This is a genomic window from Moraxella sp. K1664, from assembly GCF_039693965.1.
In the GTDB taxonomy this organism is placed as follows: domain Bacteria; phylum Pseudomonadota; class Gammaproteobacteria; order Pseudomonadales; family Moraxellaceae; genus Moraxella.
Genome location: NZ_CP155576.1, coordinates 1,438,163 through 1,454,126, shown reverse-complemented (window position 1 = coordinate 1,454,126; position 15,964 = coordinate 1,438,163). Strand labels below are relative to the sequence as shown.

The 15,964-nt window shown below is 39.0% G+C and carries 12 protein-coding genes; 3 read left to right on the top strand and 9 right to left on the bottom strand.

The window, feature by feature from the left end:
- Positions 1-27: 27 nt before the first annotated feature.
- Entirely contained in the window at positions 28-1,110 is a 1,083-nt protein-coding gene (locus AAHK14_RS07405) for an alpha/beta hydrolase (protein WP_065256443.1), read from the bottom strand.
- Between the two features lie 108 nt (positions 1,111-1,218).
- Between AAHK14_RS07405 and AAHK14_RS07400 the strand changes: the two genes are divergently transcribed.
- Positions 1,219-2,112, top strand: coding sequence for a LysR family transcriptional regulator (locus AAHK14_RS07400; RefSeq protein ID WP_065256444.1), 894 nt, complete (start codon positions 1,219-1,221; stop codon positions 2,110-2,112).
- Positions 2,113-2,168: 56 nt separating this feature from the next.
- Here the strand turns inward: AAHK14_RS07400 and AAHK14_RS07395 are convergent, their stop codons facing one another.
- From AAHK14_RS07395 to AAHK14_RS07370, 6 genes are all read right to left on the bottom strand, one after another.
- On the bottom strand, positions 2,169-3,089 hold the full coding sequence (locus AAHK14_RS07395) for an IS3 family transposase (RefSeq protein ID WP_346818244.1): 921 nt from the start codon (positions 3,087-3,089) through the stop codon (positions 2,169-2,171).
- A gap of 2 nt (positions 3,090-3,091) precedes the next feature.
- The gene (locus AAHK14_RS07390) at positions 3,092-3,628 is read right to left on the bottom strand and encodes a helix-turn-helix domain-containing protein (RefSeq protein WP_065256690.1); all 537 of its coding nucleotides are present in this window, start codon (positions 3,626-3,628) and stop codon (positions 3,092-3,094) included.
- A gap of 86 nt (positions 3,629-3,714) precedes the next feature.
- Entirely contained in the window at positions 3,715-5,706 is a 1,992-nt protein-coding gene (betT, locus tag AAHK14_RS07385; RefSeq protein WP_065256404.1) for a choline BCCT transporter BetT, read from the bottom strand.
- 281 nt (positions 5,707-5,987) lie between these two features.
- Complete coding sequence (locus tag AAHK14_RS07380; protein WP_065256409.1) at positions 5,988-7,100, bottom strand: S-(hydroxymethyl)glutathione dehydrogenase/class III alcohol dehydrogenase; 1,113 nt, start codon at positions 7,098-7,100, stop codon at positions 5,988-5,990.
- A 176-nt stretch (positions 7,101-7,276) separates the two neighbouring features.
- Positions 7,277-12,157 (bottom strand): NACHT domain-containing protein, encoded by a 4,881-nt coding sequence (locus AAHK14_RS07375; protein WP_065256403.1) that lies wholly within the window; start codon positions 12,155-12,157, stop codon positions 7,277-7,279.
- A gap of 185 nt (positions 12,158-12,342) precedes the next feature.
- Complete coding sequence (locus AAHK14_RS07370; protein ID WP_227514741.1) at positions 12,343-12,666, bottom strand: DMT family transporter; 324 nt, start codon at positions 12,664-12,666, stop codon at positions 12,343-12,345.
- A 3-nt stretch (positions 12,667-12,669) separates the two neighbouring features.
- Here AAHK14_RS07370 and AAHK14_RS07365 point away from each other — a divergent pair, with 3 nt between their 5' ends.
- A complete protein-coding gene (locus AAHK14_RS07365) occupies positions 12,670-13,038 on the top strand; it encodes a hypothetical protein (RefSeq protein ID WP_216635292.1) in 369 nt (122 codons plus the stop codon).
- Positions 13,039-13,217: 179 nt separating this feature from the next.
- Here the strand turns inward: AAHK14_RS07365 and AAHK14_RS07360 are convergent, their stop codons facing one another.
- Together AAHK14_RS07360 and AAHK14_RS07355 are read right to left on the bottom strand one after the other, a co-directional pair.
- The gene (locus AAHK14_RS07360; RefSeq protein WP_065256402.1) at positions 13,218-14,081 is read right to left on the bottom strand and encodes an MBL fold metallo-hydrolase; all 864 of its coding nucleotides are present in this window, start codon (positions 14,079-14,081) and stop codon (positions 13,218-13,220) included.
- 50 nt (positions 14,082-14,131) lie between these two features.
- Entirely contained in the window at positions 14,132-14,791 is a 660-nt protein-coding gene (locus tag AAHK14_RS07355) for an NAD(P)H-dependent oxidoreductase (RefSeq protein WP_065256401.1), read from the bottom strand.
- Between the two features lie 207 nt (positions 14,792-14,998).
- Here AAHK14_RS07355 and AAHK14_RS07350 point away from each other — a divergent pair, with 207 nt between their 5' ends.
- The gene (locus AAHK14_RS07350) at positions 14,999-15,892 is read left to right on the top strand and encodes a hypothetical protein (RefSeq protein WP_156065163.1); all 894 of its coding nucleotides are present in this window, start codon (positions 14,999-15,001) and stop codon (positions 15,890-15,892) included.
- Positions 15,893-15,964: the final 72 nt, after the last annotated feature.

Genomic DNA, 15,964 nt, shown 5'->3' with positions numbered 1-15,964 from the left:
CTCATCAGCATTCAGACGGCATTTTGTTTATTTTAAATTGGCTTTAAAAAACTGCTCAAATTTATCAAAGGGAATTTTACCTGCCTGATTGTCATACAAATCCACATGCGTGGCGTTTGGTACGATATACAGCTCTTTGTTGGTGCTGCCTAATGCTTTAAAAGCGTCTTCGCTAAAATAGCGACTGTGGGCATTTTCGCCATGCACGATAAGGGCTGGGGTTTGCATTTCTTGGGCGTACTGCAAAATCGGCATATTGATAAAAGCGATACTGCCTGTACTTGCCCATGAGCCGTTGGGATTAGAATTGACCGCTCGTGGGTGAAAGCCCCGTTTGGTGGTATAAAAGTCAGAATACTCTTTGATAAACAATGGCGTATCTGCTTTAAAATCTTCGGCTCTTAGATTATTCGCTGGCAACAAATCGGCATAGCCCTGTTGTGATGACTGGGTACGAGTGTGGCTTAGCTCCTGTCTCATCGTATGGCGGGCGGTTTTGTCCACGCTGTCGTTATAGCCGTTTGCCATGACACGGGTCATGTCGTACATGGTGCTGGTGGCAACCGCCTTAATGCGAGTGTCGCTAATCGCTGAATTTAAGGCAAATCCGCCCCAACCACACACGCCAAGCACGCCAATTTTGTTGCTATCTACGATGTCTAAATTTGCCAAAAAAGCCACACTTGCCGAAAAATCTTCGGTGTTAATCTCAGGGCTTGGCACATTTCTGGGTAGTCCTGAGCTTTCGCCTGTGTACGAACCGTCAAAGGCAAGCGTAACAAAACCACGCTCGGCAAGCGTTTGGGCGTACAATCCTGAAACCTGTTCTTTGACCGCCCCAAAAGGTCCTGATACGGTAATGGCAGGCAGTTTGTCTTTGGCGTTTTTAGGAATGTATAAATCGCCCACAAGGGTAATTCCATAGCGGTTTTTAAAGGCGACTTTGCGATGTTCCACCTTGTCCGATTTTGGAAAAACTTTATCCCAATCTTGGGTTAGTTTTATGGTTTGGGCGGGTATGGTAATTTCGCTGACAGATGTGGGGACAGGATTTGCCATGGCATTTACTCCTAACAATGTGGTTAATAATAAAGCGGTGCGGATTTTCATAAAAAGCCTATCAATTAAAAGATAAGTCATTGTATCAAGTTAAAAATACGATGATAATACGCTAAAAAGTTGATATACTATGAACTTGAAGTTAATAAATCCAATTTTATGCGTCAAAAAATCCAAAAAGAAAACTACAACGACTTATATGCCTTCTATATGGTCGCTTGTGAGAAAAATTTTAGTAAAGCGTCCGCCAAATTGGGCATTTCCGCTCCTGCTTTATCCAAAACCATTCGTCTTTTGGAAAATCGCTTGGGACTGCAACTTTTTAACCGCACCACTCGCACGGTTGCCCTAACCCAAGCAGGCGAACAGCTTTTTGCCACCGCCCAAAAGAGCTTTGCCAGCATTGACAGCGAGCTTGACCGCCTTGCCCATTACCGAGACACCCCAACAGGCACGGTCAAAATCACAGCAGGACTGCAAGTCATCATCGACATCTTCATCCCACGCCTTGCTCATTTTAATCATCAATATCCTGAGATTGTGCTTGAATTTCATGCCGAAAATCAGTTTGTGGACATCATCACACAAGGCTTTGATGCTGGCGTGCGGTTGGGTGATGATGTTGATGAAATGATGATAGCCACCAAAATCAGCGAGCCATTAAAAATGTGCGTGGTCGGCTCACCTGCCTTGTTTGAAAAACATGGATTTGTCAAAGCCATTAGCGAATTGGGACATTTTCCAAGTGTGGGCTATGTGATGAGTACGGGCAAATTGTACGAATGGGAATTTAGTGAGCATGGCGAAACGGTCAAAATCACACCGCCTGCCAACATTGTCTGTGATGATGACAACGCCATAAAAACCGCCTGCCTGCATGGGCTGGGCTTGGCGTATCTGCCAGAGAGTTTGGTAAAAAATGAGTTGGCGACAGGGGAGCTGATTGCGGTATTGCAAGCGTTTTGTCCGTCCTTGCCTGCTCTTTATTTGTATTATCCGCACCGCAAAGTCTCGCCTGCCTTGCGTGCGGTGATTGAATGTTTGAGAATATAACATGAAAAAAGGTACGAACTGAACCGACCCCCAAATCTTAGACATAAGATTAAAGGTTAGGTTGTTGCAAGTGGTTGTATTAACCCTAATTGGACTAAGTTTCTGTACTTAACAGGACTTAGTCCTTTTAATTTGCTCTTTATTCTATCATGATTGTAGTAGTGTATGTACTCATCAATCACTTGTTTAAGTTCATCTGTTGATGTAAATGTGGTTGTCTCATAAAATATCTCTTGTTTTAGCGTACCAAAGAAGCTCTCTATCACAGCATTATCCAAACAATTGCCTTTTCTTGACATGCTTTGGGTTAAGCCTTGTTCTTTTAGGGTTTGTTGATACTGGTGCATTTGATAGTGCCAGCCTTGGTCTGAATGAATGATGGGTTTGTCATCCATCTTTTCTTGGCTTAGCTTGGATAGGGCATCATTTAACATCTCTTTGTCCAACTCATACGTTGGTCTGTCCTTCATCGTATAACTGACAATCTCACCATTAAACAAGTCGATGATGGGCGATAGGTAGAGTTTTCTTTGAATGACACTGCCATCATTTGCCTTGTCTTGTACTTTAAACTCTGTGATGTCTGTTGCCCACTTTTGATTGGGTTTGTCTGCTTTAAAGTCTCTTTTGAGTATATTGTCCTGAATGGTATCTTTGCCCATTGTGCCTTTGTAAGTATTAAACTTACGTTGACGACGAACCAATGCTTTGAGTCCAAGTTTAGCCATCAGTCGTTGCACTCGTTTATGATTAATGACCATGCCTTTTTGGGCAAGCTGATTGTTAAGCTCTGATGTGATTCTACGATAACCATACCTGCCCTTGTGTTGGTGGTAGATGTGGTTAATGTGTTCTTTTAAGTCAAGGTCTTTGTCAGGCTTTGTACTTTGACGAATGTGGTAATAAAACACACTTCTTGGCAAGTTTGACACTGCCAATAAGTCAGCAAGTTTGTGCTTATGCCTTAATTCTTGGATGATCAGGACTTGTTCTTTGTTTGTACTGATTGTTCCTTTTGACGAATTAAGGCATCTAGCTTTTTTAGATAGTCATTCTCTGCTCTAAGATAGGCAAGTTCATCAAGCAAATCATCCACACTTTTTTCGTGGTCTTGTTTGGTTTTCCAAGTTGATTTGGTTTTATTAGCGTTGTGTTTGTTTGACATTGCTTTTTTGCCTTTGGGTTTGGGTATTAGTCCCATTATACCAAAGGCTTGGTAGGACTTTAACCAAGTTGACAGTAAAGAAGGTTGTGGCAGATTAAGCTCTATGGCAAGTTGTGTAAGCGATTTGCCCTGTTGTATGGCTTGAACGGCATTAAGCTTAAAATCTGTGTCATAGACAGCCTTTGTGTGTCGTCTTTTTATGCCATCAATGCCATGTGCTTGATAGAGTTTAACCCATAGCTCTACGGTTGTGTGGTTTAGATTAAAGTGTTTGGCGGTTTGTTTGTAGCCATGATGATTAAGATAATACCCAATCACAGACAGTTTAAAGTCGGTTGTGTATTTTGCCATAAAAAGCACCCCAAAGGTTAGTGTGTCTAACTTTTGGGGTGCGGTTCAAACTTCGCACCTTTTTATTATCATAAACACCAATATTTTTAACGCAAACTATGCAAAAAGTGCATATGGCGATGATATTGGCTCACGATGTCGTTGATGACCCCTTCGGTACTCCACCCCATGATGTCATAATCCTGCCCGCCTTCGCCCAAATGCACTTCGGCACGGTAGTAGGTCTGGGTGTCGTCATCGCTTGCGGTGCTTGTGTCATCATCGCTATGGACAAAATCAGGCTGGGCGTGGCTTGACAGACGCACCTTATAGACAAAGTCAATCTCATTGCCGTGATTGGTCAGCAGTACCACACTGCCTGATTTTTCATTTAAGACCTTAGCGTCCACACCCAAGCCCCGTAGCTCTTCTGCCACATCTTCACACGCCTGCTTAACGGTTGTATCAATAAAACGGCTCACCGCAGAGCGACTTGGAAAATTCATAATCACGTGTAGTCTTTCACGCCACACGCCACCGCCTTGGGCAGGTAGGGGTACGCTTAGGTTTTGTTGTAGGATTTCTTGCTTTTGAGCGTCCACATTTAGAGCCTTTAACAGCCCATACATGGCTATCATCAGCACGGTTACAAAGGGCAAGGCACTGGCGATTGCCATAGTTTGCAACGCCCCAAGACCGCCTGCCAGTAGCAGAGCAATGGCAACCACGCCTGCCCCGATTGACCAAAACAGGCGATAACGCACCCCACGACTGCCCTTACCATGCGAGCAAAGCATATCCATAACCAAAGCCCCAGAGTCGGCAGACGTGATAAAAAACACGATAATCATGGCAAGGGCAACATAGCTAAACAGCCCCGACATGGGCAGTTGTTCTAAAAAGGCAAATAAAGACAGCGATACGTCTTTGTTGATAATCTCGCCGAGCATGGTGTTGCCTTGATTTAAAATCATATCAATGGCAGAGTTGCCAAACACCGTCATCCACAAGAATGTAAAGCCGGCTGGGACAAACAGCACCCCAAGCACAAACTCACGAATGGTACGCCCACGAGACACACGAGCGATAAACAAACCGACAAATGGAGCCCAGCTTACCCACCAACCCCAATAAAAAATCGTCCAACCGCCAAGCCAATCGGTCTTGTCATAGGCATATAAGTTAAAGGTTAAGCCGACAATGTTTGAGATATACGAGCCGACATTTTGCACATAAGCCTGCATCAAAAACACCGTTGAGCCAGCAAACAGCACAAATAGTAGTAAAATCACCGCCAAGCCCAAATTAAGCTCGGAGAGCATTTTTACGCCCTTATCCAGCCCCGACATCACCGACACAGTCGCCAACGCACAGATGACCGCAATCAGCACCACTTGGCTCGTTGTCCCCACAGGAATGAACGAGAACAGATGATTGAGCCCTGTATTGACCTGCAACGACCCATAGCCCAAGGAAGTCGCCAAACCAAACAGCGTCCCCACCACCGCAAACACGTCCACCGCATGACCGATAGGACCATAAATCTTATCGCCGATAAGCGGATACAATGCCGAACGTAGGGTAAGTGGCAAATTATGCCGATAAGCAAAAAACGCCAAAATCAGAGCCACCACCGCATACACCGCCCAAGCGTGCAAGCCCCAATGGAAAAAGGTCAGTCGCATGGCTTGGCGAGCAGCGTCCACCGTGCTACCGTCCCCATGTGGCGGACTCAAAAAGTGCATGACAGGTTCTGCCACGCCAAAGAACATCAGCCCAATGCCCATGCCTGCCGAAAACAGCATGGCAAACCACGAAAAATTACTATAATCAGGGCGAGAATGGTCAGGGCCAAGCTTGATGTTACCCAGTTTGGATAAGCCCAAATACACACTAAACAGCAGTATCAGCCCCACCGTCAGCACATAGTACCAGCCAGCGTTATCCACAATTGCCGATTGTATGGCGTTAAAGGTTTTTTCTGCCAGCTCAGGCAGTAGCACCGCAAACAGACTGATAAAGGCAATCAGCCCTGCCGATGTCAAGAACACGGGCGGATTTAGCCCATGTTTGTGTTTTTTGGGTACAGGCGTACTCATATTACACTCCTTATTGTCAATGGTAGTGCAATAAAATATGGATAACGCCTAAATAATTTGGTTAAAACCGATTGGTAAACACACCAATCCTATTCATATTTGATTGCACCAATGGGGTTAATTTTGAGCAACATTTGCACAAAATTTGTTAATATTCAAAGGATTGTAACATAATTTAGCCAAAAAATAAAATTTGGTTGAGAATTGGTATCATTATGATAAAAAAAGACCGCCCAATTTAAGACAGTCTTTTTTAACATCAAAACAATATTAAAACAACATCAAGAATAATGCACCACCGAACGAATCGATTTACCTTCGTGCATCAAATCAAACGCATCATTGATTTGGTCTAATGGCATGGTATGCGTAACAAAGGGCGACAAGCGGATTTTGCCACTCATGGCATCTTCCACCATTTTGGGCAACTGGGTGCGACCTTTGACACCGCCAAATGCCGTGCCTTTCCATGTTCTGCCCGTAACGAGTTGGAACGGACGAGTAGCAATTTCCTGTCCTGCCCCTGCCACACCAATAATCACCGACTGCCCCCAGCCACGATGAGCCGACTCCAACGCCGACCGCATGACTTCCACATTACCAATACATTCAAAGGTGTGGTCAATACCCCATTTGGTCATTTCAATCAGCACTTCTTGGATTGGCTTGTCAAAATCTTTGGGGTTTAGGCAATCGGTTGCCCCGAACTCTTTTGCCAAAGCGAATTTTTCAGGGTTGGTGTCAATGGCAAAAATTCGCCCAGCGTTCGCTTGTTTTGCCCCTTGAATCACCGCCAAACCGATACCGCCCAAGCCAAACACCGCCACAGAGTCGCCTGCCTGCACTTTGGCAGTGTTGTGTACCGCACCGATGCCTGTCGTTACCCCGCACCCGAGCAAGCACACTTCTTGGGGGTTGGCATCGGGGCTGATTTTGGCAAGCGACACATCGGCAACCACCGTGTATTCGCTGAACGTGGAACAGCCCATGTAGTGATAAATCGGCTTGCCTTCGTATGAAAAACGGCTTGTGCCGTCTGGCATCACGCCTTTGCCCTGCGTGGCTCGCACGGCAACGCACAGATTGGTTTTGTTGGACTGACAAAACTCACATTCGCCACATTCTGCCGTATAAAGCGGAATGACGTGGTCGCCCACTGCAACGCTCTCTACGCCTTCGCCCACTTCCACCACCACGCCCGCCCCTTCGTGTCCGAGCACGACAGGGAACAGCCCTTCGGGGTCTGCCCCAGACAGCGTGAATGCGTCTGTGTGGCACACGCCTGTGTGGGTGATTTTGACCAAAACTTCGCCTTTTTTGGGGCGTTCTACGTCAATTTCTACGATTTTTAAGGGCTCGTTGGGGGCAAATGCCACCGCCGCACGGGATTTAATGGTGTTCATAAAGGATACCTAATTGTAAAAATGGCAAATATTATAAGGCGTTATAGATATTTTGGCTAATTGATAATTGTGATAGGTGGGTATTAGTTGGAGTGATAAGTGGGTTTAATGGTAAAATACCGCCCATTTCTAGGCGATATTATTTGCCGCATTTGAGTTTTAAATTTTTAGATACAAGTTAATGATTCATAATTCAAATCAATGAGTACTTCATCTAAGGATACTAACTTATTTTTAGTAATATCATAACCAAATTGATTCAAATCAACATTACTTATCATTGCATTCTTCCAGTCAATAATCTCTTGGTCAATAGCACCTATTTCATCAAGCAATGCGTAGAATGATATTTTTTCAGAAATAGATTGGGTATTTAACAAAGTTGTTTTGATTAATCTTCTCAACTCATCATCATTTTTTAATCTCTTAATTAATGGAGTGTATAAAAATCTATGATAATAATCAAACTCGTGATAGTTACCCAACACATCAGCCAAAAAATCTAAAATATTTTCTGGTTTTCCGCATATCATTATTAAATTAAATGCAAGACTTTCACTTAATCTTGGTTGGTTTTTAACCAATTCATCAAAAATATCTAATAACTTTTTATCATTAGCCCAGCCCTGACATAGAGCCATAAGCCGTCCTTCATGTTGATATACATCTTCTATATTGCTAACGAGATGATAAATATCTTTATCATCACTAAATAAATCACCAAGTAGCTTTCCGCAAGTTATGGCAATTGCTGAATTTTTGCTATCAACATATTCAATTAATATCTTTTTTAATTGATTTTTGTCTGTTGTATTTTTGATTAAAAAATTCATCAAATTACCATCATGGATAGTTTCTAAATTATTCATATAATCCATGATATAAGGCACGGTTGGAGAGTCTTTGTTTGAAATTTTAGCAATAAATCCCCAATTCTCTTGACTAAATTCATCTTTTCCAAATTGAGATATTTTGCTTAAATCTCCATTAGTTGCTTTATAAATAACATCAAAATTATCAACCAAAATTTGATTAGCTAAGTTGCCATTTGTTCTATAACTATCAAAAAGTCGAAAATAAGGATTAGCAAGTCTTTCCTCTCGTGATTTATCAGCATAATACTTTTCTGGGTTTTCAAGCAAAAAGTATTCATTTAGTTGATTGATTTTTAAATAGCCAATAAACGCAATCTGTCTTTGTGACTCGTAACAATCACCAACAGCAAATACAAGCTCATTACTTCTTTCTAATACAACATCTGGATTTTTATCTTTCATATGTTCAAAATAAGCAATCGCCGAAGCCATTTGAATCACAGAGTCTTTTTCATCCAAAAAATGACTCAACTGCTCAATGACTTTAGTGTTGCCACTAAAGTATTTATGTTGCAACTCTTGAACCAAATGTACCCTAAAACTCTCTTCCATAGGTAATGAGGTTGTTAAACTTTGTTCAAATTCATTCATTAATTCTGGTAAAAATTGCACAACCGCCGCAGGAGAATGTGCCAATTCTTGTATTGCCAATGATTTTACCCTTTGGTTTTCTGGAAAGTACTGTATCAAAAGATATATAGATTCATAAAAATCACCCCAATTTTTATCAAGCAATGGTAATTCTTGCTCCAAAAATCTATCAAGTAAATTAATTTCAAAATAATTTTTATCCAATTCTATCAAAGGTGATAAAGCTCTATTTCTAGCCTTCATGTCTTTATTAAACAAAATTTCTTCTGCAATTTTAATACCTTCTTTAGGCTCATCTGAAAAGACCTTGCTAATATAACCAGATGCAAATCCTTTTCGATTATTATCACTACGAAAATAATCTTTTAATCTATTTATTACGATTCTATCATCAGACCAGCCAGAAGTAAGAGCCCTAAGTTGCCAATGTGGAAACCCTGATTTATCCAATAATTGCTCAAACAAGTATTCTTTATTATTCTCAGTTCTTCCAATCAAACAAGCATAAGCAGTTTCAATATCTCTATGCTTATTATCATCTTTTTGTAACCACTCTTCTATTACAGGAATTAACTTTTTGTTACCCCTAAATCCTTCCGAAAATTTCTGCCATACCTGTACTCCGTGTAGATGCAAAAATCGATAATCTTGAGATTTAAGTACATTAATAACTTTATCAACAACTTCATCCTTACTGTTGTAACATTTAAATAATATAGACCAAATCATCTCGTGCTTAATTTTTGCATCTGATACATGCATATTTAGATTATTCATCAAATATTTAAATAATTCATTTGAATTTCCCCAACCATCAATGAATAACTGTTCAATTTCATCATCAAGTGTATAACTTATACCCTCAATCTTATTAACAAGCCCATCCAAATCTTGATTGGTTTGCATATTGAGATAAACTTTTAGTTTGGTTGCAAATAAATAAATTTTAGGATGTTCTGATAAAACATATTTAGCAAATATTTCTGTTTGAAATGATGATTCTACCTTTTCGGAAATTAATGTATTAATTAAATAAGCAATAATTTCAGGATTATAACATTCAGATAAAATATGATTAATTTTTTCAAAAATCCACTCATCATCAATAAATTTTTGTATCACCTTTGATGCTTGAAGTTTTTGGTAAATATTGCCATTAATAAGTGATGTAACGATAAAATGTCTAATTGTATCTGTAAGATTTTCTTTGGATAAATACATTAGAGCTTCTAGACGCTTGTCATTATAAGCATAAATATTTGGAAAATACTTAAATAAGTAATCAAGTACTTTTTCATTTATTTTAGGATTATATAGAGATTTTAATAATATATTCCATAGAACTTCTTTTCTCTTTGGATGTGTTTCATATTCAAATTCTGAAATTAAATTATTGAGGTCTATTTGCGATTTATCAATAGGGGCATTGTTCAATATTAGTGCTAATGTATACTTGAGAAATTTGGTATAATGATTGACTTTACTTTCATTACCTATGATATTAATGCAATTAATAAATTTTTTTCTATTTCTATCAGGAATCAACCCAAAGAAAAAATAAATAACCTGACTCCACTGAGGATTTTCCCCATAATTCTCTAATGTATTTTGAATAATATCCTCATCAGAATTTATTAAGTATTTTGCCGTCATAAACTCCTGAAATTGACGATGAAGGAATGCAACTTCATCGGGTGATTTTTCAATAATAATACCAATATTATTTGCACCGATATCTAAAATATTTTTACTGACTTTCTTGGCTTTGGCATTTTCATAATCTAATTCTTCAATTAAGTATTTACCAATAATAGTACAAGCATCTTCTTTTAATATAATACCATCATGATGATTTTCGTGAATATCTTTAGCTAATACACTAAAAATATCAAAAAGATTAAATTCATATTCGCTTTCATCAGAAATATTGGCAGACGTTCTTCTTTTAATCGGGTGTTTTTCAATCAAATGTTCAGTAATATTATCCAAAAGTTTAACTTTATTTCTAGGTAGAGTAATCTGCCCAAATCTATGAGAAATCAAAATACTTAGTAGTAAAGGGTTGGTTGATAAACGCAACAAGTCAGCTGATTGTTCTAATTCTAGTAAAAATTGCTGGGTTGAATTTTTAACAAAATTAATTTCAGTTAACCCCTTACACTCCATCCATTGTTCATACCAGTAGCTGATAAATTTTTCCTGTTGCTTAACTGAAAATTCACCAATAGTGTAAGTTTTTATTCCATAAAATTCTTCTTTCTGTAATCTATAACCATAGGGTCTGCTAGAATAAATAACTTTAGTATTATTTAATGAAGTTTGTATATCTATTCTTGAAATGGCGATTTTTGCCAATCCACTATTTGTCCATTCATCAATACCATCTATCACCAATAACAATCTTTCATCTTGCAAAGCATCATTAATTAATTCAAACAATAATTCTTGACCGATGCTTTTTAGCCATAATAATAAAATCTCTGACAAATTTAAGTTTTCATTTTCATGTAACTTTTTTGTTATAAAGGCAAAAGGCAACCAAACAGGCAGTAAATCTCCCCATTCTTTAGTTGTATTAATTAGTTTAGGTTCATCTGATAATAAATCCAAAACCAAATAGCGTAACAAAGTACTTTTTCCAGAGCCAGGCTCTCCCAAAATCATTACTTTATTGTTTTTGGATAAACAATTGTCAGGATTTAATCTAACTTCATTTTCACGAAAAATAACAGAATGATTGTATTTATTTTTACGGAGTTGTTGAGTGTCCTGATAGCTATAAATCTCTTCACCGTCAAGAAAGTCAGGTCTAAACTCTTGTTGTTTTTCATCTTGAACTTGTTGATGATTGTCGATAATCTGTTTTTCAATAAAATCTGGCAAAATAAATCTATCTTGAATTTTTGCCAAGTAATTATCAAAATGGCTAGCAGGAATACCGATGTCATTTGCTTGAAAAGTTGCTGAATACACATTGAGTAATTTTTTTCTGTATTCAATAACTTGTAATGAATCCAATTTTCTTCGTTCTGTAATATTTTTAAAAGCTTCTTCTCCATTAAAGGCTTTTACCCACGCTTTACCAAAGAAATCATATACAATTTGTGGATAGTCCTTTAATATTGCAGAAATTTGAATTTTATCCCATTTGATAAAATCAATACCTTCAGATTTTAATCCTTCTCTTAATTCATTGAATTTATCCTGAAGTTGGGTTTTATTAAGTTCAAAAGTAGTACAGAAAATAAATTCATTACTTTCTTGATGCCACTTTCCCGACCTAAAAGTTTCAACAGCTGTCTTTAAATCATTTTTGGATACAGCTTTATATCTTTTGCATTGGTATGATGAGTATTTTGAATTTTTGTAGGCAAAAATATCAATGCCATCTTGTTTTTGACCAGCTACACCATAAATTTCACAGTTATTTTTTCCATGTATCGCCTGTGCTAATCTTAAGCAAAGCTTCTCAAAATCCTCCCATCTTAATTGTTCAATAGGTAGTAAATTTGCATTGGTTTCAATAGGCGGTGTAATTTCCGAGCTATTTGGCGTGAATAAATAAGACGGATTAAAGCTCATCTGAAATTCCTATTTTAAATTATAAAATTTTACATATAACTTATTTATTTTAATAAATTTTTAAATAAATAGTTATTTTTTATTATAACATTTATCTACACAAAAATACATTTTAAATGCTTTAAAAGTGGTAAAAATACCACTTTCATCAAAACGGGTTTTCTCCCATTCAAAAACATTAAAACTCACACCAAACGAATACACCCCACGCCCACGAGCAATAACACCACTCCCAAGATTTGCACAGGCAATACCGCCTTTTTTGCCACGCCAAATAAGCCAAATTTATCCACCAACAAACTGCCACAAATCAAGCCAGACAGCACAAGCATTACCACCTGTCCTGTCCCAATTTTTGGCACAAGATACACCCCAGACAAAATAAACAACGTCCCAAGCACGCCACCGCCCCGCCAAAGCCACGCCTTATCGTCCGTTTTGGCAAGTTGCCCGCGTTGGGGCAGGACAATCGCCACAAATACGCCTGCCAAAACCAGCAAAACCCCCACAATTTGGCTGCCCAAAAAGGGATTTGCACCGAACGAAGCAAGCCAAAACTGTCAATCAAAAGTCCCATCAGCACCTGCCCCAAAATCGGCATTACCGCCGTTTGCACACCACCCAATTTGGGGGAAATCAGCACATTGGCGGTCAGCCCCACCGTCCCAAGCACACCGCCAAGCCATGCCCACCAAGGCACAGCCGACAAAGTCACCTTATCAAACCAAAGCGGACTGCCAAACCCAAGCGATAAGCCCACAAGAAAAATCAGCCCCACCAAAAATGAAACAAACGAAGTCAAAAACGCAAAGCCCAAATGCCAACGCAGTCGGGCATTGACGGCTGACAGGCAATGCACACACCTGCCAATAATCCAATGATAAAAGTCATTTTAAATCAACAATCATATAAAAATAAGATGAAATGGATTGGGGGGGGGAAATTATTATTCTCCTCTTTAAAATAAATCATTTAAAAATACTTTTCAGGCTGCCTAAAAATAATTGATTCAAATAAAAAACACCGTTTTTATCATCAAAAAAACGGTGTTTTTAAGCCATTATTTCAAACTTTGATAAACACTCTCTACCAATTTGGTATGATTGATAAAGTCCCAATCATGGCTACTCTCCCATTCTTTGGCGGGGCGAGTGGCTTGGATTTGGGCAAGGGTTTTGCCTTCGCCTTTGAGCCTAGCAACACGCTCTTTAATGGTGGTGAGCATGGCGGTGTGTCGCTCCACTTCGGCTTTGGTGGCGACATTGCCGTGTCCTGCGATGATTTTGGTATTGTCATCAGCAAGGGCGAGAACACCATTTAACCCCTGAATCATACCGTCAATCGTTCCGCCATTTTTGACATCAATAAACGGAAAACGCCCAAAAAACAAAATATCGCCAACATGAATGATGTTAGATTTTGGCAAATGCACAATAATATCGCCATTGGTGTGAGCATTGGCAAAATACATCAAATGCATGGGTTCATCGCCTGTTAGATTTAGCGATTTTTCAAAGGTCAGATGTGGCAGGGTATTTGGCGTTTTGCTGGTTTGATTATATGCCGTCATCAGCTCGGTGGTGTTGTGATGAGCGATAATGGTCGGCTGATAGTCCGCCACAAAAGACGCATTGCCATTGGTGTGGTCATTATGCCCGTGTGTGTTGATGATGTAGCGAACGGGCTTGGGGCTGATGTTGCCAATGGCGTTTTTGATGTCGGGATAGATATTGGCAAATTGGGTGTCCACCACCGTCAAACCGCTTTTGTCTTCAATCACGGCAATGTTACCGCCTTGACCTTCTATGACATGGACGTTTTGGCTTAGTGGTATGGTCTTGACGGTGTTGGCGTGCGTGCCATCCGCCCATGCCGATACGCTCATCATGCCAGTTAGTGCTACGGCAAAAATTTTTGATTTCATATATACTCTCCAAAATAAAACCACCGCCCATACAAGCGGTGGTTTAAGGATTATTCTACAAATTTGACAACTTGCTCAAAAGTTTTGCGTGCTTTTGGTTTAATTTCTTTATCACGATAACCAAAGGTACACATTACCGACACTGCCCATTCGTTCGGGTCAAACAAGCCTTCATCTGCCAAGATTTGGTTCACTTCTTTATAAGCAAAGCCTTCAATCGGGCAAGAGTCCACGCCAATCATGGCAGCACCTGTCATCATATTGGCAAGGGCGATGTAGGTTTGCTTGCTCGCCCAGTCGTATAGACTGCGTTCAGTGTCCAAAATGGCGATGTCTTGCTCTTGGAATTTTTTGTACACTTCTAACGCTTTGTTGCGGTCATCGCCTGCTAAGCCACGTCTGTCCATAATCTCGCCAAAATAAGGCGTGTCATAACGGGCGTTTTTCTTGGCTAAAATGGCAACAATGTGGCTGGACGTTTCCATGGTCGGAATGCCCCAGCAGTAGGGCTTTAATTTTTGGCGTAAGTCGGCATTTTGCAATACCAAAAATTGCCAAGGCTCAGAGCCTACCGAGCTTGGGGACAAGCGACCCAATTCCAAAATATAGTTAAAATCGTCCGCAGGGATTTTGCGACTGCCGTCATACGAGCGAGTGGACGCACGGTAATGAAAGGCTTTAATTAGGTCATCTTTGCTAAAAATGGTCATAAATCGCTCCAAAATTAAGGATTTTGAAAATTCGGGCATATTATAAAAGATTTTATTTATTATGGATAATTGATAGTTTTGATAGGTAGATATAAGTGGGGGTGATATATAATTTTTTTGGTATTTGATATGCTTTGGAACTTGATTTCTGGTAAATAATTTGTAAAATAATTGTTATTTTACAAATCAAAATATTGAATGATTAAAATGAATTTATTTAACTCAAATATTCAAGATGAAATCACTTTTCAAATGGGATTGAACTTACGCCTATACCAAGAAATTGAGCAAATAATGAAACGCTTAATCTTAACTTCTAGCCAAACTATTCAAACAACATCATTAAAAAATACACAAAGCCAAGATTTTACTCAACCAGTACTTGATGTTTGGTCAAATAGGGCAAATTTGGAGAAAGTAACATTAGGCGGTTTGCTAACACAGTTGGAGCAAACTGACAAGGAGAGCAGTAAAAACAAAGACAATCAAGATGTTGATGGCATTCAAATTGCACTATCTTATGATATACCTTTAATTGCATTTTTTAATATGGCAGAATTTGAAAAAGATTTCAAACAAATTGTTTTTGATAGAAATCAATTCGTTCACCATTTTGAGAGCATCGCAAGTCAAGATGATGAATTGCTGGATTGTCTTAAAGATTTTTATCTGCGAGCCAAAGAGTTTAAGGACAAGCACTTAATTCCCTGCTCAGAAGCATTAAAGGAACATATTATTAAAGCAATAGATTGGCAGATTTCTATGTTAAGAGATTATGGGCAAAATTATTATAGATTGATAGCCTACTTGCATTTTGATGATATTTATCAAATGCATAAACGCCAAGACGGTTGGATTATTTGGTCTGTTTTAATACAAGAAATGCAAAAAATCAATCCTAATATTTTAAATGGGTTAAGAAGTGAAAGTAATTTTGTGGGTAAACACACTCCTTGGACAAAAATTATTCAAGACATCTATCCAAAATGGGAGTTTATGGAAGAAGATACAGCAAAAGGCGGTAAGCGGTTATTGGTGAAAGTAGATAATAGTATTCTAAAATTAAAAAACAATCAACTTATTGATATAGAAAATAGTTAGATTGATTGGGCAATACTTTTATCTTGAAGTATCTTTATAAAAAAACACCACTTATCATCACGATAAACGGTG